The 18,612-nt window shown below is 59.8% G+C and carries 18 protein-coding genes; 11 read left to right on the forward strand and 7 right to left on the reverse strand.

All coding sequences use genetic code 11. The annotated features are described in order from the left end of the window. Nucleotides 1-110 precede the first annotated feature (110 nt). The gene (locus PH558_RS02945) at nucleotides 111-1,697 is read right to left on the reverse strand and encodes a trimethylamine methyltransferase family protein (protein WP_285202075.1); all 1,587 of its coding nucleotides are present in this window, start codon (nucleotides 1,695-1,697) and stop codon (nucleotides 111-113) included. Nucleotides 1,698-1,913: 216 nt separating this feature from the next. On the opposite strand from PH558_RS02945, the gene PH558_RS02950 reads away from it, so the two are divergent. Next, nucleotides 1,914-4,727 carry a response regulator gene (locus tag PH558_RS02950; protein WP_285202076.1) on the forward strand — a complete coding sequence of 938 codons (2,814 nt, stop codon included), beginning with the start codon at nucleotides 1,914-1,916 and terminating at the stop codon, nucleotides 4,725-4,727. Between the two features lie 68 nt (nucleotides 4,728-4,795). On the opposite strand, the gene PH558_RS02955 is transcribed toward PH558_RS02950, so the two are convergent. Continuing rightward, nucleotides 4,796-5,623, reverse strand: coding sequence for an oxidoreductase (locus PH558_RS02955; RefSeq protein ID WP_285202078.1), 828 nt, complete (start codon nucleotides 5,621-5,623; stop codon nucleotides 4,796-4,798). A gap of 82 nt (nucleotides 5,624-5,705) precedes the next feature. On the opposite strand from PH558_RS02955, the gene PH558_RS02960 reads away from it, so the two are divergent. Continuing rightward, on the forward strand, nucleotides 5,706-6,635 hold the full coding sequence (locus PH558_RS02960) for an AraC family transcriptional regulator (RefSeq protein ID WP_285202724.1): 930 nt from the start codon (nucleotides 5,706-5,708) through the stop codon (nucleotides 6,633-6,635). Nucleotides 6,636-6,680: 45 nt separating this feature from the next. Here the strand turns inward: PH558_RS02960 and mnmC2 are convergent, their stop codons facing one another. Beyond that, a complete protein-coding gene (mnmC2, locus tag PH558_RS02965; RefSeq protein WP_285202079.1) occupies nucleotides 6,681-7,415 on the reverse strand; it encodes a tRNA (5-methylaminomethyl-2-thiouridine)(34)-methyltransferase MnmC2 in 735 nt (244 codons plus the stop codon). On the opposite strand from mnmC2, the gene PH558_RS02970 reads away from it, so the two are divergent. The 8 genes from PH558_RS02970 to PH558_RS03005 all read left to right on the forward strand — a co-directional run bounded on the left by PH558_RS02970 (nucleotide 7,414) and on the right by PH558_RS03005 (nucleotide 13,146). Continuing rightward, nucleotides 7,414-8,598, forward strand: coding sequence for an NAD(P)/FAD-dependent oxidoreductase (locus PH558_RS02970; RefSeq protein WP_285202081.1), 1,185 nt, complete (start codon nucleotides 7,414-7,416; stop codon nucleotides 8,596-8,598). The two genes, mnmC2 and PH558_RS02970, sit on opposite strands and share 2 nt — an antisense overlap. 103 nt (nucleotides 8,599-8,701) lie before the next feature. Further along, entirely contained in the window at nucleotides 8,702-9,409 is a 708-nt protein-coding gene (locus PH558_RS02975) for a DUF1045 domain-containing protein (protein ID WP_285202084.1), read from the forward strand. A 118-nt stretch (nucleotides 9,410-9,527) separates the two neighbouring features. Then, nucleotides 9,528-10,451: an allantoinase PuuE gene (gene puuE / locus PH558_RS02980; protein ID WP_285202085.1), complete on the forward strand. Its 924-nt coding sequence runs from the start codon at nucleotides 9,528-9,530 to the stop codon at nucleotides 10,449-10,451. A gap of 1 nt (nucleotide 10,452) precedes the next feature. Continuing rightward, nucleotides 10,453-10,950, forward strand: a complete 498-nt coding sequence (uraD, locus tag PH558_RS02985; protein WP_285202086.1) for a 2-oxo-4-hydroxy-4-carboxy-5-ureidoimidazoline decarboxylase — start codon at nucleotides 10,453-10,455, stop codon at nucleotides 10,948-10,950. A gap of 229 nt (nucleotides 10,951-11,179) precedes the next feature. Further along, nucleotides 11,180-11,542, forward strand: coding sequence for a HepT-like ribonuclease domain-containing protein (locus PH558_RS02990; protein ID WP_285202088.1), 363 nt, complete (start codon nucleotides 11,180-11,182; stop codon nucleotides 11,540-11,542). A 7-nt stretch (nucleotides 11,543-11,549) separates the two neighbouring features. Continuing rightward, nucleotides 11,550-12,050, forward strand: a complete 501-nt coding sequence (locus PH558_RS02995; protein WP_095435491.1) for an ureidoglycolate lyase — start codon at nucleotides 11,550-11,552, stop codon at nucleotides 12,048-12,050. Beyond that, nucleotides 12,047-12,403 carry a hydroxyisourate hydrolase gene (gene uraH, locus PH558_RS03000; RefSeq protein WP_285202090.1) on the forward strand — a complete coding sequence of 119 codons (357 nt, stop codon included), beginning with the start codon at nucleotides 12,047-12,049 and terminating at the stop codon, nucleotides 12,401-12,403. The genes PH558_RS02995 and uraH overlap by 4 nt, the downstream gene beginning before the upstream one ends. Nucleotides 12,404-12,405: 2 nt before the next feature. Continuing rightward, nucleotides 12,406-13,146, forward strand: a complete 741-nt coding sequence (locus PH558_RS03005; RefSeq protein WP_285202091.1) for a metallophosphoesterase family protein — start codon at nucleotides 12,406-12,408, stop codon at nucleotides 13,144-13,146. Between the two features lie 50 nt (nucleotides 13,147-13,196). On the opposite strand, the gene PH558_RS03010 is transcribed toward PH558_RS03005, so the two are convergent. The 3 genes from PH558_RS03010 to PH558_RS03020 are packed head-to-tail and all read right to left on the reverse strand — an operon-like array spanning nucleotide 13,197 to nucleotide 16,926. Beyond that, a complete protein-coding gene (locus PH558_RS03010; RefSeq protein WP_285202097.1) occupies nucleotides 13,197-14,336 on the reverse strand; it encodes an alpha-hydroxy acid oxidase in 1,140 nt (379 codons plus the stop codon). Nucleotides 14,337-14,383: 47 nt separating this feature from the next. Next, complete coding sequence (gene guaD, locus PH558_RS03015; RefSeq protein WP_285202099.1) at nucleotides 14,384-15,691, reverse strand: guanine deaminase; 1,308 nt, start codon at nucleotides 15,689-15,691, stop codon at nucleotides 14,384-14,386. After that, complete coding sequence (locus tag PH558_RS03020) at nucleotides 15,688-16,926, reverse strand: urate hydroxylase PuuD (protein WP_095435486.1); 1,239 nt, start codon at nucleotides 16,924-16,926, stop codon at nucleotides 15,688-15,690. Before PH558_RS03020 ends, guaD begins: the two co-directional genes overlap by 4 nt. 238 nt (nucleotides 16,927-17,164) lie before the next feature. Here PH558_RS03020 and PH558_RS03025 point away from each other — a divergent pair, with 238 nt between their 5' ends. Beyond that, nucleotides 17,165-17,476, forward strand: coding sequence for a hypothetical protein (locus PH558_RS03025; RefSeq protein WP_350223797.1), 312 nt, complete (start codon nucleotides 17,165-17,167; stop codon nucleotides 17,474-17,476). Between the two features lie 3 nt (nucleotides 17,477-17,479). Here the strand turns inward: PH558_RS03025 and PH558_RS03030 are convergent, their stop codons facing one another. Beyond that, entirely contained in the window at nucleotides 17,480-18,376 is an 897-nt protein-coding gene (locus tag PH558_RS03030) for a LysR substrate-binding domain-containing protein (RefSeq protein ID WP_285202105.1), read from the reverse strand. Nucleotides 18,377-18,612: the final 236 nt, after the last annotated feature.

Consider the following 18,612-nt stretch of genomic DNA (forward strand, 5'->3'; position numbering starts at 1 on the left):
CGAAGCCGAGTTTGACGGTGCTTGGGAAAGCTGGCGAAGTCGCGGCCAAAAAGAGGTCGGGAACATTAAATTTCGTTCATGATTTGAGGCGTAAAGCCTTTGATTTTCAATCAGAAATCCGTAGGAACGCCACCCTCTGCCTTGCGCTTGGCGACAAAGGCGTCGAGCTCTTCCTCGATGGCCGGATCGAGCGGGGGGCGTTCATAACGCTCGAGCGTTTCCTTATAGACACGATTGGCGTGATCGTAAGTCGTGGGCCTCCCGGCTTCCGTCCATGTCTCGTTGTTTCGCCAGTCCGACAGGATCGGTGAATAGAAAGCGGTTTCATAGCGAGCCAGCGTATGGGCCGTGCCGAAATAATGGCCGCCGGGGCCGACGTCGCGCACGGCATCCAGCGCCAGAGCATCGGCGCTGACATCGAGCGGCTTCAGGAATTCCGCGACCATCTGCAGCATGTCGACGTCAAGGATGAATTTCTCGAAGGAGGCGGTCAGCCCGCCTTCGCTCCAGCCGGCCGCATGCAGGACGAAATTGCCGCCGCCCTGGGTCAGCGCCCAGAGCGACAGCGCCGATTCGTAAGCCGCCTGTGCATCGAGCGTATTGGAAGCGTTCGTGTTGGAGGTGCGGTAGGGGATGCCGTATCGACGGGCGAGCTGCCCGCCCGCGATGACCGCTTTCATATATTCCGGCGTGCCGAAGGCGGGGGCACCCGTCTTCATGTCGACGTTCGAGGTGAAGCCGCCATACATGACCGGTGCCCCCTTGCGCACCATCTGGGTGAAGGCGAGGCCGCAGAGCGCCTCGGCATTCTGCTGCACCAGCGCGCCGGCGATCGTCACCGGCGCCATGGCGCCCGCCAGCGTGAACGGTGTCACCACGACTACCTGGCCGCGCGAGGACATTTCGATGATGCCTTGCAACATCGGCCCGTCGAGACGCAGCGGCGAGGAGGAATTGATGATGGTGAAGAGCGAGGGCTCGCGCTCCATCTGCTCCATGCTGATGCCGCGGCCGATGCGGGCGATCTCGATCGCGTCGAGATTGCGCTGCTTGCCCAGCGAATAGCAATGGAAGGCCTTGTCGGTGAGTTTGACGATGTCGGAGAGGCAATCGAGATGGCGGACCGAAGCGTGGATATCGATAGGCTCGACGGGATAGCCGCCAGTCATATGGATGATGTCGAAGGACTGCGCGAGCTTGATAAGCTTGCGGAAATCCTCCTGATTACCAGCTCTCCTGCCGCCGTCGCGGTCGGCGACGAAGGGGGCGGAGGCAACCTGCGCGAAGACAAGATTGCGGCCGCCGATCTCAACGTTTCTAAGGGGATTGCGAGCGTGCAGCGTGAAGTTCGACGGGATCGAAGCGATCAGTTCCATGATCATGTTGCGATCGAAGCGGACGCGTTCCTTGCCCGGCGTGACGTCCGCGCCGGCAGCCTTCATGCGCTCGCGCGCTTCCGGCAGGATGATATCCATGCCGATCTCTTCGAGGATGGTCAGCGATGCCTCGTGAATATCGTCAAGCGCTTCAGGCGACAGGAGTTCCGTGTGCGCGAGATTGTTGACGAGGTTGAGATATTTCGTGCCGCTCGGCTTGCGGCTGCGTTCGGCGCCACGCCCTCCGGCCCGCCGCCGCCGTTCGCCCGTCGCCGTTGCGATCTGCGCTTCGTTCAAGGTCAGGCTTTCTTCATCGCTCATGGCGCTCGCTCCCAGGGATCCGTTGACGGATTCTTGGCAGAGTTTCCCCCGATGTGCCGCCGTCGTTTGCGACCAAGACATGACCGTTATAGGATAGCGCATAGTCTGAACGCGACGTCGGCGCGATGGTTAAACATGGTTAAGGCTTTGTTAAAGCCAATCATGTTAGAGCGTCGTTTCATGAACTATCATGCGCGGTGAAAAGAGAGGCTCCGTTTGACCTTGGACGGTGAACTGCTCGACATAGCGTGCCGCCGGATCACCAGTCTGGACAGGCCCGCCTACATCAAGAACAGCGAGCTTCGTTACGTCGCCGTCAATGATGCCTATGCGCGGTTTTTCAGGCGCGATATTTCCGATTTCATCGGCAATCGCAGCCATGATCTTCTCGATGCCGCGGAGAGCGCCGATAGGGAAGACAGGGAGCGCCGGGCGCTGGTCTTCGGTTCGGAAGAGGTGGCACTCTGCTTTGACGCATCGGGCCGTGAGCGATCGCGCATCCAGATCGAGAGTTTTTCCCCTGCGGAAGACCGCGTCTATATTTTCGGGGTGTTTCTGGAAGCACCTGCCAGGGGACTGCATCAGGATCTCGACAATATTCTTCGCTCGATGCCGATCGGTGTTCTGATCCACGACGGTGGCTACGTCGTCGAATACGTGAATGACGCCTTCTACGACATTTTCGAATTCTCGAAGGATGAGCGCTTCGAAGGCCGCCCCTATCGGGATCTCATCGCCAAACACTATGAACTGGCGCGCTTCGGCTCCGACGGGCGCAGCATCGACGACATCTATCAGGCGCGCCTGGCGGCATTGCGCAAGGCGGGCGAGCATCTGCAGACGGAAGTGAATTTTGCCGACGGCAAATCCGTCATCATCGATGCGCGCCGTATTTCCAACGGGCGGACGCTGATGTCCTATACGGACATCTCGGCCGTCAAGCAGCAATTCCGCGAGATCACCGAGGCCCGGCTGGCGCTGGAACGCCTCGGCGAGTTGATGGCCGATGCCATGCAGGCCATGTCCCAAGGCCTGCTGATCGTCCAGGACGGTACGATCATGCTGGCCAACGACCGGCTGAAGGACATGCTGAAGCTGCCGGCGGAGCTTCTGGAAGTCGGTAAAGACTGGTCTGCGGCGTTCGATTATTGTGCGCAACGCGGAGACTTTGGCGAGGATGCCGAGGCCGTGCGGGCATCGTGGGGAGAAAGCATTGCTGCCGGCAAGCCGATCTCCTGCATATTTCAGATTGAAGGCGATCACTGGATGCAGCTCGATGCCGCCCTCGGAGAGCATCGCCGCTGGACGGTGGTGCTGACCGACGTTACCGAGATGAAGGAACGTGAGGCGGATTTGCAGTTACTCCTGGCGCGCAGCAATGCTGCGGACAGGGCGAAATCCGAATTCCTGACCCATATGAGCCATGAAATCCGCACGCCGATGAACGGCGTTCTCGGCATGGCGGAACTGCTTGGCAAGACCGATCTCGATGCGAGGCAGAAGACCTTCGTCGATATCATCGTCAAGTCGGGCAATGCGTTGCTGACCATCATCAATGACATTCTCGATTTTTCCCGCATCGATACCGGCGAAATGCATCTGCGCAAGATGGCATTCGATCCCACCGAGGCCGTCGAGGATATTGCGACCCTGTTGGCTGCGGCCGCATCGGAAAAGAATATCGAGCTGATGGTGCGCATCGCTCCCGGCGTGCCGGCGGCGATACTCGGCGATGCCGGTCGTTTTCGGCAGATCGTGACCAATCTCGTCGGCAATGCGATCAAGTTTACCGAGCGCGGTCATGTGCTGGTGGAGTTGGACAGCCAGCCGGCACCGGGCGACACCATATTGCTTGTTCTGCGTATCGAAGATACGGGCATCGGCATTCCCGACGAAAAACTCGATACGATCTTCGACAAGTTCTCGTTGGCGGATTCGTCCTTTGCGCGGCGGCTTGAGGGCTCGGGCCTTGGTCTGGCCATTACTGCCGGTCTCGTCGATCTTTTCGGCGGTTCGCTCTCGGTGGAGAGCGAATGGGGTAAGGGATCGGTCTTCACGGTCAATCTGCCCATGCCGCTGGTTGCCGCGCGCGGCAAAGTCGCGGAGCTGCCGGCCAATGTCAAGGATGCCCGCATCCTGATTGTGGAAGACGACGCGATCCATCGGCGCATTTTGACCGAACAGTTGGCGCAATGGGGTTTTGACGGACATGTCGCCGAGGATGGTAGGACCGCACTCGCTATTCTGAATGCTGCCTTCGATATGGGAGTATCGGTCGATGTGATCATCGTCGATTACAGCATGCCCGGCATGAATGGCTATCAGGTCGCGACCGCCGTGCGCGCCGATCCGCGTTTCGACACGCTGCCTATCGTGTTCCTGACGTCGATGGGTGTCGCCGGTTGCGATAGGGAATTCGCCGCCGTCAACGGCCAGGCGCATTTGATGAAGCCTGTGCGCGCCAATGTGCTGCGTGGCACGATCATCGATGTCGTGCGTGCCTCGCGGCGCAAAAAGCTGGGTGAGCGATTGGCCTCTGTTGAACGTCGGCTGCCGATAGAGACGGAAGCCGCAGTCGCGATCGAAGCCACCGATCGGATGATGTCGGCCAAGTCAGGCAACGCGATCGACGTCCTCGTTGCCGAGGACAATGAGGTGAACCAGATCGTCTTCACGCAGATCCTGCAGGCGACCGGCCTGAGGTTCCTTGTTGTGGAGAACGGCCAGGCGGCCGTCGACGCATGGCGCCAGCTGCGGCCGTCGCTAATCCTCATGGATGTGTCCATGCCGGTCATGAACGGTCATCAGGCGACTCGCATGATCCGGCAGTTCGAGACACAGGCCGGGCAGGGATGGCATGTGCCCATCGTCGGGGTGACGGCGCAGGCACTGGATGTCGATCGCATCATGTGCATGCAGTCGGGCATGGACGATTGTATGTCCAAGCCGATCAGCCCCGAACTTCTCGAGACGAAGATCCAGCGCTATCTGGGCGATACCGCTCTCCGGGCCGATCGGTCTAAGACCTAGAGTTCAGATCCACAGACTTGAGCGCATGGCTGCATGCCATCTTTTGGCCATCGCAACCGTCGCGGCCATCAGCCATCGGTAGAAACGGTAACGGCTTTCCAGGCTTCGATCTCCTGGCTGAGGCGCTCGATCCTGTCAGTGACGAGTCTAAGAGCATCGCTGCCAAGCAGGAGCTGTGGCGGAGGGGCCTCGGACTCGATCAGGTCCAGTACGGCTCTGGCGAGTTTGTCGGGGTCGCCGAGCTGCTTGCCGCTTTTGGATTGCCGCGCCTGACGGATCGGATCGAACAGCGCGTCATAATCCGCGATTGATCGTTCGGTTCGGATCATCGAGCGGCCTGCCCAGTCTGTCCGAAAGGAGCCGGGGCAAAGGGCGGTGACCCGAACGCCGAAAGGCGCCATCTCTGCTCGCATGACCTCCGAGATGCCCTGAAGCGCGAATTTGCTTCCGCAATAATAGGCGATGCCGGGCATGGTGATCATGCCGCCCATGGAGGTCACGTTGACGATGAAGCCGCTGCGCCTTTCGCGGAAGCGCGGGAGGAAGGCCTTGGCGACCGCAACGGCGCCGAAGACGTTCACGTCGAACTGGCGCCGCATCTCCTCAAGGGAGGACTCTTCAAGAATTCCCTCGTGACCGTAGCCGGCGTTGTTAACCAGTACGTCGACTGGTCCGTGATCCTCCTCGGCCCGTCGGACGATGTCCGCTATGCGGTTGAACTCCGTCACATCGCATAGGATGGACCGCACTGCCGGTAAGCGTTCCGCCAGGGCCATCCGCGACTGTTCCGAGCGGATGGTGCCGATGACCTTGTGGCCATTCCGGATCGCCGCGGCTGCAATTGCGAAGCCAAAGCCCGAATTCGCTCCGGTGATGAAAAAAGTCTTCTGTGACATGGTCGAAATCTCGTCTTGATTGCTTGATGCCTATGACAGATAATCTTCGAAATCATCGTCTGCGATTGCAAAGCCTATGGATATCTTGCCAAATCCTATGAAACCGAGCGATGAGGGTTCAAGGCGCCGGGAGTTGCTGGAGCGGGCAGGCCTTCTTGCGCCCGGCCAGGGATACAACCCAACGGCACTTGCCGGTGTCCGCATTCTCAGGACCGAAGCGATCCTTCATGATGTTCCCGTGCTCTACAAACCTGGCGCGGTCTTCGTCCTGCAGGGCCGAAAGCAGGGCATGCTTGAAGGCGAGGTCTATCTTTACGATGAGGAGCATTATCTGGCCGTGTCGGTGCCTGTTCCGTTTCGTATGGAATCGTCAGCCAGCGCAGAACGCCCTTTGCTTGCTGTTTATGTCGAGTTCGACATGCTTCTGGCTGCCGAGATCGCCTCGGAGGTGGGGGCGAGACGATCGGTAACAACGGTGGGCAAAGTGAGAAGCCTGATATCGAGCAGGATGGAGCCGGTGATCGAGGATGTCGTGCTGCGCCTGCTGCGGGCGCTTAGCGATCCCGTCGAGCTTACGGTTCTGGGAGCAGGCATACTGCGCGAACTGCACTACCGAGTTCTCGTTGGCCCGCAGGGCGGAGCGATGATCTCAGCGCTTCAGCAGCAGGGCATTTCCGGGAAGATCGTGCGAAGCCTGGCCCGATTGCGTGAAACCTACAATTCCGAGATTTCGGTTGCCGCGCTGGCGCGTGAAGTGGGGATGAGCGTTCCCTCCTATCACGTCCATTTCAAGGCTCTGACGGGCAGCAGTCCGATGCAATATGTGAAGGCGATGCGGCTCCACGAGGCGCGGTTGATGATCGCGCGCCAAAGTGGGACGATTGCGGAGGTGGCGGCATCGGTCGGCTATGTCAGTGCTGCCCAGTTCAGCCGGGATTTCAAACGGCACTTCCGGCGGACGGCCTCGGAAGAGGCCAAGTGGGTTCGTCAGCATCTTGGCGAGCTCATCTGAATCCCCAAGATGCTTGCCACCTGGCGCGGCACATCAGCTCCGGCCTCAGGCGGGCTTGATGCCGCAGAGCATTTCGCGCTTGCCGGCGAAGCCTTTGCGCCGCTCCACCATGAAGCCTGCCGCCTGCAGGTTTCGCCGCACGAAGCCAGCCGCTGCGTAGGTGGCGAAGGTGCCGTTCGGAACCGTCTTGTCATGGAGTGTCTGCATCAATTCCGGCGACCACATGTCGGCATTGCGCGATGGTGCGAAACCGTCGAGATACCAGGCATCAAAACCCTGTTCGGCGCGGCTGACGCCTTCGAGAGCCGGACCGCAAACGACGCTGAGGCGCGTATTTGCATCTAGCCTCAGCGACACGATACCCTGCGGGTTGCCCGGCCACGCGGCGGCAAGAGCCTCTCGCTCCCTATCGATTTCGGGCCAGTGCGTCAGCGCGCGATCGATTTCCTCGGCCCGCATCGGATAGAGTTCGAAGGACATGAAGTGCAGGTTCGAACCGGGGATGGCCTGCTGTCGCCACTGGCGCCAGGTCTCGCAGAAGTTCAGGCCGGTGCCGAAGCCGAGTTCGCCGATAAGGAAATCTCGCTGTCCGTGCCAGCGGGCAGGCAGGCCGTTACCGGCCAAGAAGACATGGCCGCATTCCAGCCTGCCGTCGGTCTGGCAATAAAAATGGTCGCCAAATGCGGCCGAATAGGGCATATCGCCGTCGCGCCATTCGAGCTCCGGGCTTGCCGCATGAGTTTCGGACGCCTTGGTCCGATCTGAAACTGGATCTGTCATGGAAAGAGCCGATAATCTTCCAAGACCTGCGGGTCAATCGTCCGTCGATCTGCTGATCGTCGGTGGCGGGATCATGGGGCTATGGGCCGCCGTTCATGCCGAGCGTCTTGGTATCCGGACATTGCTTGTCGAAGCCGGCCGTTTCGGGCTGGGGGCAAGCGGCGGTCTGCTCGGCGCGCTGATGCCGCATATGCCGGACAAATGGTCCGACAAGAAGCAGTTTCAGTTCGATGCGCTTGTCGCGCTGGAGGAGGAAATTGCAGCCCTGGAAGCGGAGACCGGGCTTTCGGCTGGCTATCGTCGCGCCGGTCGCTTGATCCCGCTGCCGAAGCCGCATCTGAGGCAGATCGCGTTAGGCCATTCCCAAGATGCGGAAGTGCATTGGCGGCACGGGGAGCGGCAGTTTCACTGGCATTTGCTGGATGTCGCACCAATCGAGGGCTGGATCGAACCGTCAGCCGGAGAAAGCGGATTTGTCCACGATACATTGGCGGCCCGCGTTGCGCCGCGCGCGTTTCTGGAGGTCCTGCGGAGGTTTCTCGCGGCGGCACGACATGTCCGGCTTTGCGAGGGCGTTACCGTCGAGAGTATCGATCCAGAGCGGGGCATTGCGCGTTCAAGTGATGGCGACATTCGCTTCGGTCGCTGCATCCTTGCCGCCGGTTACCGCTCGTTTCCGATCCTCGATGAGTTGACGGAGCGACGCAAAGCCTCGCTGGGGCAACCGGTCAAGGGGCAGGCGGCGATGCTGAAGGCCGATGTTGACGGCGACTTGCCCGTTATCTTCCGCGACGGGCTCTATATCGTTCCGCATGAGAATGGATTGGTCGCGGTTGGCAGCACGAGCGAGAACCGATTTGACGATCCTTTATCGACGGATGGGCAGCTCGACGATCTGCTTGCAGCGGCGCGTGCCATGGCGCCGGTGCTTGCTGGCGCGGAAGTCGTCGAGCGTTGGGCGGGCCTGCGTCCGAAGGCCGTGGATCGTGACCCGATGGTGGGTACGCATCCCGATCACCCCGCGCTGATTGCCCTGACCGGTGGCTTTAAGGTGAGCTTCGGGCTGGCGCATAGGTTGGCAGAGGCAGCGGTACGTGAGGCGGTGGGCGCGCCCGGTCGCTTCAACTTGCCGCAGAGTTTCACTTTAGCGAGTCATATTTCAGTCATATCACATAAAACGTGAATTCAGGCCTCTTTCGGGTCGTCAATCTGTCACGCAAATCACCTATCTCCTTGGCCATCGGTGCCGGTTCGGTCTGCCTGACGTTACGCCCTGGAGGATTTTTATGCGGTATGCCATTTGCTTCACACCGTCTGCGAGCGATCCGCTGACGCTTGTGGCGGCGAATTGGCTCGGCCGCAACGTCTATTCCGGCGAGATGGTCGATCCGCCGGCGGTCGGTGGGCTCGGCATTCACGAGATCGCTTTCTACACCGCAGTCCCGCGCCGCTATGGTTTCATGGGTTTGCTCAAGGCTCCGTTCCGGCTGGCAGAGGACATGTCCGAAGCCGGGCTGCTGCGCGATCTGATGCGGTTTTCTGGCACGGTGGCGCCCTTCGAAATCCCGAGGCTCGAGGTTGCGCGGCTCGGCGGCGCACTGGGCCTCGTTCCTTCCGTGCCAAGCCAGCAGATGCATTTCCTCGCGGCATCGCTGGTGCAGACCTTCGATCAATATCGCGCACCCCTGAGCGAAGCCGAGATCGAGCGGATCGATCCGGATGGGCTTTCTGCGACCCAGTTCGCCAATTTGCATCGCTGGGGTCATCCGCATGTCATGGACGAGTTCCGCTTCCAGATGATGCTGACGGGTACGGTAAGCCCTGCCGATATGACGCGCATCGAGCGTGCTTTGCGCGATTTCTTCGAGCCTGCTTTGGCTGCGCCCGTCCCCGTTTCCAACATTGCGCTCATGATGGAAGAAGGCGCCGGTGGTCCCTTCCGGGTGCATTCGCTGCATCCGATGGGAAAGGTCAGCGCCCGCAAGATCGCCTAGATTAGCGGATGGCGTTCACGCCAATACCCCGCTTTGAAGCGAAAGTGATTTTCCCACTTTCCGTCTCGACTTTCGTGGCGTGGATGCTACCGTTCCGCGATCAGAGAAGGTGCATCCAATGTCGGAAATCTATCCCCGTAATCTCATCGGCTACGGCCGCAACACGCCGGATCCGAAATGGCCTGGCGATGCCCGCATCGCGGTGCAGTTCGTGATCAACTATGAAGAGGGCGGGGAAAGCTGCATTCTCGATGGTGATCCGGGGTCGGAAAATCTGCTCTCGGAGATCGTTGGCGCAGCCTCCTGGCCGAACCAGCGCAACCTCAACATGGAATCGATCTACGAATATGGTTCGCGCGCCGGCTTCTGGCGGCTATGGCGCATGTTCACCGAACTCAAGGTTCAGGCGACGGTCTATGGCGTGACGCTTGCCATGGCGCGCAACCCGGAAGCGGTTGCCGCCATGAAGGAGGCGGGCTGGGAAATCGCCAGTCACGGTTATCGCTGGCTGGAATACAAGGATTTCTCCGAAGATCTGGAGCGCAAGCACATTCTCGAAGCCGTGCGGCTGCATACCGAACTCACCGGCGAGCGGCCCTACGGCATGTATCAGGGCAAGCCGTCGGACAATACGCTGCGGCTCGTCATGGAGGAGGGCGGTTTCCTCTATTCCTCCGATTCCTATGCCGACGATCTGCCTTTCTGGGTCGATGGTTTGAACGGCAAGCCGTTCTTGATCATCCCCTATACGCTTGAGACCAACGATATGCGCTTTGCGACTCTCCAGGGCTTCAATTCCGGCGACCAGTTCTTCACCTATCTGAAGGATGCCTTCGACACGCTCTACGAAGAGGGCAAGGATGGCAGTCCGAAGATGATGTCTGTCGGTCTGCATTGCCGCCTCGTCGGCCGCCCCGGTCGCGCCGCCGCGTTGCGGCGGTTCATCGAATATGTGCAGAAGCACGACAAGGTCTGGATCCCGAAACGAATCGAAATCGCCAACCACTGGTATGAAAATCACCTTCCAGGGGGCGTGCGCTGATATGATCTCGCGGGATGATTTTGTCGGCCGCTTCGGCGGCGTCTTCGAACATTCGCCTTTCGTTGCCGAGCGCGCCTACGATCAGGGCACCATTGCCGAGCCGTTGACCTCCAGCGGCGTGCATGCCGCGCTGGTGCGGGTCTTCCGTGCCGCAAGTGAGACGGAGCGACTTGGCGTGCTGAGGGCACACCCCGATCTCGCCGGCCGGCTGGCGATTGCCGGCCAGCTTACCGAGGATAGCCGCAAGGAGCAGGCCGGTGCCGGGCTCGATCGGCTAAGCCCCGAGGAGCACGCCCGGTTTACCGAACTGAATGCCGCCTATGTGACGAAATTCGGTTTTCCCTTCATCATCGCAGTGAAGGGGCTCGGCAAGGACGATATCCTTGCCGCCTTCGAAACCCGGATTGGCAACGGCCGGGACACGGAATTTGCGACGGCTGCCGCTCAGGTCGAGAAGATCGCGCTGTTGCGTCTGCAATCCATGCTGCCTGAGGCCTGACGTTTGGCCTCAGGGCCGCGATTCTTCCAACCCATGCCCTTGGGCTGATTTCCCGTTGAGGTACGCGCTGTTTTTCGGTCTACTCATGGCTTAGTATCCGCTTGGCAGGATATTGAGCCATGGGGCCGCGGAAAGCATTGGACAAAGATAGAAGCGGACGGATGATTGGTGACGCCAAGAGGCGCGTCATCGCACCGGAATCGGGCGTTGCCGGCGGAGGAAAGCCGGCATGAGCCTGGATCGACTGATTACCTACCTCGAACGCATGCAGCAGGCTGCATCCGAAACCGGCCATTTCCTCAGGGAAGCCGATCAAGCGACATTCTCCACCAATATCGAGAAACAGCGTGCCGTCGGCATGAACCTTCTGCTGATCGGCGAGGCTGCCACACGCATTTCCGAGGAATATCCGGAGTTTGTCGTTGACCATCCGGAGCTGCCTTGGCATGTGATGCAGGACTTCCGGAATCGGATCACACAAGGATACTTCGGCATGGAGCCGGCGACCCTGTGGGATATCGCTCACAAATCTCTTCCGGAGTTGCTCCTGCAACTGGACTCCATTCGCCACTGGCGAGCGGAAGGCGAATAATCAATCAATGATACAGCATCTAGACATCAATCCTTTGACAAAGGCAGCGTTCGAACCATTCGGCGATGTGATCGAGGCCGATCCTGCGACCATGCGATACATCAACGGTGGCACGACCGAGCGGTTCCATGCGTTGTCGAATGCCGAAGCTCTCGGTGACGGGGCGCGGATTATCCTGAACCTCTTTCGCGGCCAGCCGCGTGCCTTTCCCTTCTCGATCGACATGATGGAGCGCCACCCCTTCGGCAGCCAGTGTTTCGTGCCGCTGAATGGCCGGCCGTTCCTCGTCGTCGTTGCAGAAGATGAGGGCGGCAAGCCGGGTCGGCCGCAAGTCTTCCTTGCGCGCGGCGACCAGGGCGTGAACTATCGGATCAATGTCTGGCATTATCCCCTGATGGCACTCGACGAACAGAGCGATTTCCTTATCGTGGATCGTGACGGGTCGGAGAACAACCTCGAGGAATATTTCTTCGACACGCCGTTCATCATCGGAGCGCCGACGCTATGACCGGACTGACTACCCATGTGCTCGATACCGCTCTCGGCAAGCCTGCCGAAGGCCTGGTGATCGATCTCTTCAGGATCGAGGGTGATGCTCGCACGCATCTGAAGACGGTAACGACCAATGCCGACGGGCGCGTGGATGGCGGTCCCATCCTGATCGGCGACAGCTTCATTGCCGGTACCTATGAATTGCTGTTTCGCGCCGGAGACTATCTGCGTGCCAGTGGAACCAAGCTGCCGGAGCCGGCTTTCCTCGATCTGGTGCCGATCCGGTTTGGTATCGCTGATACAACGGCGCATTACCATGTGCCGTTGCTGATTTCAACCTACGGCTATTCCACCTATCGCGGGAGTTGAGATTGCGTTTTGCAGCCATAGCGGACATTCACGGCAATCATCTGGCGCTCGAAGCCGTGCTTGCGGATATCCGCAGACAGGGTGTTAGCGACATCATCAATCTCGGCGATTGCTTCAGCGGGCCGCTGACGGCGGGAAAGACAGCCGATCTGCTGCTGGAACTGAATGCGCCGACGGTGCGCGGCAATCACGACCGCTATCTGATAGAACTGGCGCCCGAGACGATGCATATTTCAGATCGGGCCGCGCATTCTGAACTGACGGAACGTCATCTCGAATGGCTGCGCACCTTGCCCGTCAGTGCGGTCCATCTGGATGAGGCCTATCTCTGCCACGCGACACCAACCGATGATAATGTCTATTGGCTGGAATCCGTCTCGCCGGACGGTCAGGTCTATTTGAAGCCTCTGGAAGAGATCGAGGCCCTGGCTGCCGGCATTGATTTTCCGCTGATCCTGTGCGGGCATAGCCATATTTCGCGTGCTGTTCGCCTTTCCGACGGGCGCCTGATCGTCAATCCCGGGAGCGTCGGCTGCCCCGCCTACGACGATGACCTGCCCTACTATCACAAGGTGGAGGCGGGCCATCCCTTTGCTTCTTACGCCATTCTGGAAAAGATCGGCGATACTTGGCTGCCGGTCTTCCGGCAGGTCGCCTATGATCATATGGCGATGGCCGCGCTCGCGGCGCAGAACGGTCGCGAGGAGTGGGCTAGCGGTCTGGCGACAGGCTGGCTGCGCTAGAGCATGCCGCGCAAATGTGTGCAGCGGTTTCGCGGCAACGACATGCGCTATTAAAGGTCAGCCAGGATCGACCGATCCACCGCCTTGATATCCCGTTTGCCGCAAAGCGCCATCGAGATGTCCAGCTCCTTGCGGATGATTTCGAGCGCCAGTGTGACACCTTCCTTGCCCATGGCGCCGAGACCATAGAGGAAGGGGCGACCGATGAAGGTGCCTTTGGCGCCGAGTGCCACGGCTTTCAGCACGTCCTGGCCGGAGCGGATGCCGCCGTCCATATGCACCTCGATCCTGTCGCCGACGGCATCAACGATCCGCGGCAGCATGCTGATGGAGGAATGAGCGCCGTCGAGCTGCCGACCGCCATGGTTGGAGACGATGATGGCGTCGGCGCCGACATCGACGGCCGCCTTCGCATCCTCGATGTCGAGAATGCCCTTGATGATCAACGGGCCGCCCCATTGCTCCTTGATCCAGCCGACGTCGTTCCAGGACAGCTTGGGGTCGAACTGCGAATGCGTCCAGTGCGACAGTGTCGTCATGTCGGAAATATCCTTGGCATGGCCGACGATGTTGCCGAAGGAGCGGCGCTTGGTCTTCAGCATACCCATGCACCAGCCTGGCCGCGTTGCCATCTGCCAGAGATTTTTCGCCGTCATTTTCGGCGGTGCCGACAATCCGTTGCGGATATCGTTGTGGCGTTGCCCGAGGATCTGCAGGTCGGCCGTCAGCACCAGTGCCGAGCATTTTGCCGCCTTGGCGCGCTGGATCAGATTCAGGACGAAATCGCGGTCCTTCATGACATAGAGCTGAAACCAGAAGGGCTGCTTCGTCACGGAGGCGATGTCCTCGATCGAACAGATGCTCATGGTCGAGAGCGTGAAGGGGATACCGAATTCTTCCGCCGCCCGCGCCGCCAGCATCTCGCCATCGGCATGCTGCATGCCGGTCATCCCCGTCGGCGCCAGCGCCACCGGTATCGAAGCTTTCTGGCCGACCATGGTGGTTGCAAGCGATCGATCGGACATGTCGACGAGGACGCGCTGGCGCAGCTTGATCTTGGCGAAATCCGCCTCGTTCGCCCGATAGGTCGATTCCGTCCAGGAGCCGGAATCGGCGTATTGGAAGAACATTTTCGGCACGCGCCGCTGCGCAAGCGTTTTCAGTTCGGCGATGGTCAGCGGCGCGGTCATGGCTCTTTGCCCTCTGGATGGTTACACGGAGGCGGGTTGGGATTGCCTTATTGCAGGATGGATTTCATCGGCTTTCCAGCAACATAAGTTTCGACGACTGCCCGGTCGTCGCCCATAGTCTGAAGCAGGAACAATTCTTCGGTGAGGCTCTTCGTCACCTCCATCTTCAGCGCCATGGCTGGCGTTGCCGCTGCATTCAGCACGATGAGGTCGGCTTCCGTGCCGGGATCAAGCGTGCCGATCTTGTCGACGAGGGAGAGCGCCTCGGCGTTGCCGCGTGTCATGTAGTAATAGCTTTCCAGCGGGTTCAGGCGTTCTCCGAGCAGCTGCTGGATCTTGTAGGCCTCATCCATCGTGCGCAGCATGGAATAGCTGGAGCCGCCGCCGATATCGGTGGCGACACCGATACGGACGGGCTTCTGGCGGCGGGCCAGCGCCTTCAGCGGGAATAGGCCGGAGCCGAGGAAGAGGTTCGAGGTCGGGCAATGCACCGCGACCGCACCGGCCTCGCTCATGGCATCGGCTTCGCGCTCGGAAAGGTGGATCGCATGACCGAACAGGCTCTTTGGTCCAAGCAGCCCGTAGCGCGCATAGATATCGGTATAGTCGATCGCTTCCGGATAGAGCTCGCAGGTAAAGGCGATCTCCTCGTGGTTTTCGGAAAGGTGCGTCTGAATGTGCAGATCCGGAAACTCGCGGGCAAGCGCTGCAGTCGCCTCCATCTGCTCGGGCGTCGAGGTGATGGCGAAGCGCGGCGTGATGGCGACGTGGTTGCGGCCTTTGCCGTGCCAGTCAGATATCACCTGACGGGTCTCGTCATAGCCCATCTCGGGCGTGTCGAGCAGACCCTGCGGCGCATGGCGATCCATCATCACCTTGCCGCCGACCATGCGCATGTTGCGGCGCATTGCTTCGGCAAAATAGGCGTCGGCGGAGGTCTTGTGCACCGAGCAATAGGCGACGGCCGTCGTGGTGCCGTGGCGGACCATCTCGTCGTAGAAATGCGTGGCGATGCGCTCGGCATGCGCGCTTTCGACGAAGCGGCATTCCTCGGGAAAGGTATAGGTGTTCAGCCATTCCAACAGGTTGGCGGCATAGGAGGCGATCACCTGCATCTGCGGGAAATGCAGGTGCATGTCGATGAAACCTGGCAGGATCAGGTGCGGGCGGTGGTCGACTTCGGCGACAGCTTCCGGCGCCTGCGCCTTGATATCGGCATAGGGCCCGGTCGCGACGATCGTGCCGTTCTCGATCAGCAGGCCGCCGTCGTTTTCGTAAGCGTAGCTGCCGGTATCATCGACGCTTTGCGGCAGGTGCTTGAAGGAAAGCAGTCGGCCGCGCAGAAGGGTGGTCATTGGCTTTTTTCTCCGATGGAGCTTTCGAACCAGGCGACCAGCAATTTACGTTCCTCGGGCGTCACTTCGGTGACATTGCCCGGAGGCATGGCATGGCTGCGGCCGGCCTGAATATAGATCTCCCGGGCATGCATAGCGATTTGCTGGTCATTTTCCAGCATTACACCCTTTGGCGGCCGAACAATCCCCTCATAGACTGGTTCGGCCGAATGGCACATGGTGCAGCGCGTCGAAACTATCTCTTTGACGGACGAGAAATGTATATCCGAGGCATATTGCTGGAAGGCGGGAGGAATCGCATTAGCCTCCTTCTCCTCGGTCAGCACCTTCGGAACGGTCGAAAGCCATATGATGATAATGAAGAGAACGACAGTAACGATCCAGGTCCAGGTTGGATGACCCTTTCGGGCATGTGTCGTGTTGAACCAGTGACGGATGGTGACCCCCATGAGGAAAACCAGCGCAGCGATCACCCAATTATAGGCCGTGCCGAAAGCCAGCGGATAGTGGTTGGACAGCATGAAAAAGATGACAGGCAGCGTCAGGTAGTTGTTGTGCAGCGAGCGCTGCTTGGCGATACGGCCGTATTTAGGGTCGGGCGTGCGGCCGGCAATGAGGTCTGCGACAACGATCTTCTGATTGGGAATGATGATCATGAAGACGTTCGCCGACATGATCGTCGCGGTGAAGGCGCCGAGATGCAGGAAGGCGGCGCGGCCGGTGAAGAGATGCGTGTAGCCCCAGGCCATGAAGACCAGCACCGCATAAAGCACGATCATCAGGCCCCAGGTGTTGTTGCCGAGCGGAGACTTGCAAAGCAGGTCGTAGACGATCCAGCCGCCGGCAAGCGAAGCGAGCGAGATCAGGATCGCGACGGGGACGCTGACGTCGAGCACATGCCGGTCGATGAGGAAGAGGTTGGCGCCGCCGTAATAGACGATACACAGCATCAGGAAGCCGGAAATCCAGGTGAAATAGCTTTCGTATTTGAACCAGGTCAGATGCTCCGGCATCTGCGCGGGAGCCACGAGATATTTCTGGATATGATAAAAGCCGCCACCGTGGACTTGCCATTCTTCGCCATAGGCGCCGGGCGGAAGATGCGGGCGCTTCACCAGCCCGAGATCGAGCGCGATGAAGTAGAAAGACGAACCGATCCAGGCAATGGCGGTTATGACGTGGAACCAGCGGGCGGCAAAGGCCAGCCATTCCCACGCTATGGCGTATTCATACATTCAGTTCCCCTTTTCTTCCTCCGACTCCGCACCTTGCAAAATGTTGGCGACGGAGGGAAGGGGAGAGTTTGCCGCGTCAGCAAAAAGCCACGCTCTTGTCTGGCGCCCGGGGCGCATTAGATCAGATTATGGCAGTTTTTTAATAAAATGCCCTTGGCTGCTTGGAGCGGGCCGTGTCCGCGGCAGCCGTCTATTTTTTCGACGGAGAATTGCCCATGCGAGGTATTCTGGCGTTCGTATTTTTCTTCTCTCCGCAGCCTTCGCCCTGGCGCATGAGGCGCCCTCCGGCTGGTCCTACGACCCCTATTGCTGCAATGGTGACAGCAAGACGGGCGATTGCGAGATGATCCCCTCGCGCACCGTCACCATTGTACCTGGCGGTTATCGGGTGACGCTCAATCCGGGCGATCATCGCTACATAACCCACGCGCACATCTTCAATCTGCCGCAGCAAAAAACGATGCGTTCGCCCGACGGAGCCTATCATCTCTGTCTGTTTCCGGACGAGAATACGCCGCGCTGTTTTTATGCGCCCGACATGGATTATTGAGCGCTATTCGAGCGGCATGCCGAATTCGCGGAGGAGCCAATCCCTGAAGGCGCGGATTCGCGGCGTATGACGCCTGTTTTCGGGATAGGCGATCCAGTAGTCCGTATTGTCGGACGAAAGAATATCGAAGGGCTGGATCAGCCGCCCGGAAGCCAGATCATCCGCATAGAACTCCGGGGTCAGGATGGCGACGCCCTGGCCGGCCAATGCTGCGCTCGCCTCGAAGGACTGGGCACCAAGCCTGCTGCGTGGCCGGCCCTGAAGGCCGGGATCGGGAACGCCGGCTTCCTTGAACCATTGCGCCCACCACGGGTCGCCCGCGTCGATGATGCGGAGCTTCAGGAGATCTGCCGGTTCATGTATGCCGCCGATAGTCTCCGCAAGCGCCGGGCTCAGCATCGGCGTGAAATAGACCTTCATCAAAAGATGGGCGCGCAGTCCCGGCCATTGGCCACGCCCGGCACGGATGGCGATATCGGAGGGCTCCCGGGCGAAGTCGATGATCGAGCCGGAGGTATCCAGCCGGACCGCGATATTGGGATGCTTGAGCTGAAACGACCCGACATGACGAGCCAGCCATTGCGAGGCGAAGGTGGGCGTCGAATGAATGCGCAGCGTCGTTTCGGCATCGCCACTGATCGAGGCCATGGCCTCCTGCAACAGGGCAAAGGCTTCAGCCACTTTCGGCGCGAGCTGCTCTCCGGCTTCAGTCAACAGGATCTGCCGCGGACGACGCAGGAATAGCGGCTCTCCAACCGTCTCCTCCAGTAGCTTGATCTGATAGCTGACCGCCGTCTGCGTCATGCCAAGCTCTTCGCCGGCGCGGGTGAAACTGCCGAGCCGGGCGGCGGCCTCGAAAACGCGAAGCGCATTCAGCGGGAAGCGCTTGGGCTGCTTCATGGATAAGTTCTCTTTATGTATGCAGACGATAGTTCGATTGGAATTTCAGCATTTTTAGCGCCAGACTGCAATTCATATCGTTGATTTGATTGAGGTGTTGTCATGGATTGCTATGTGATCGAGCCGGTGGAAACCCCAAGGCCCAGGATTCTAGCTCGTCTTCTGGAATCGGTGGCGCAGGCCTTCGTCAAGCACGCGGAGCCCTCGTCGCATTTGGATCTCGACGAGATGCCAGA

The organism is Rhizobium pantanalense (assembly GCF_030182525.1).
GTDB lineage: Bacteria > Pseudomonadota > Alphaproteobacteria > Rhizobiales > Rhizobiaceae > Rhizobium.

Coding starts and splice junctions, on each gene's coding strand:
- mnmC2 (WP_285202079.1), bottom strand. CDS start 7,415: ATGACAGATCCAGTTTCAGATCGGACCAAGGCGTCCGAAACTCATGCG.
- PH558_RS03010 (WP_285202097.1), bottom strand. CDS start 14,336: ATGACCGCGCCGCTGACCATCGCCGAACTGAAAACGCTTGCGCAGCGG.
- PH558_RS02975 (WP_285202084.1), top strand. CDS start 8,702: ATGCGGTATGCCATTTGCTTCACACCGTCTGCGAGCGATCCGCTGACG.
- puuE (WP_285202085.1), top strand. CDS start 9,528: ATGTCGGAAATCTATCCCCGTAATCTCATCGGCTACGGCCGCAACACG.
- PH558_RS02990 (WP_285202088.1), top strand. CDS start 11,180: ATGAGCCTGGATCGACTGATTACCTACCTCGAACGCATGCAGCAGGCT.
- guaD (WP_285202099.1), bottom strand. CDS start 15,691: ATGACCACCCTTCTGCGCGGCCGACTGCTTTCCTTCAAGCACCTGCCG.
- PH558_RS02995 (WP_095435491.1), top strand. CDS start 11,550: ATGATACAGCATCTAGACATCAATCCTTTGACAAAGGCAGCGTTCGAA.
- PH558_RS02945 (WP_285202075.1), bottom strand. CDS start 1,697: ATGAGCGATGAAGAAAGCCTGACCTTGAACGAAGCGCAGATCGCAACG.
- uraD (WP_285202086.1), top strand. CDS start 10,453: ATGATCTCGCGGGATGATTTTGTCGGCCGCTTCGGCGGCGTCTTCGAA.
- uraH (WP_285202090.1), top strand. CDS start 12,047: ATGACCGGACTGACTACCCATGTGCTCGATACCGCTCTCGGCAAGCCT.
- PH558_RS02970 (WP_285202081.1), top strand. CDS start 7,414: ATGGAAAGAGCCGATAATCTTCCAAGACCTGCGGGTCAATCGTCCGTC.
- PH558_RS03030 (WP_285202105.1), bottom strand. CDS start 18,376: ATGAAGCAGCCCAAGCGCTTCCCGCTGAATGCGCTTCGCGTTTTCGAG.
- PH558_RS03020 (WP_095435486.1), bottom strand. CDS start 16,926: ATGTATGAATACGCCATAGCGTGGGAATGGCTGGCCTTTGCCGCCCGC.
- PH558_RS02955 (WP_285202078.1), bottom strand. CDS start 5,623: ATGTCACAGAAGACTTTTTTCATCACCGGAGCGAATTCGGGCTTTGGC.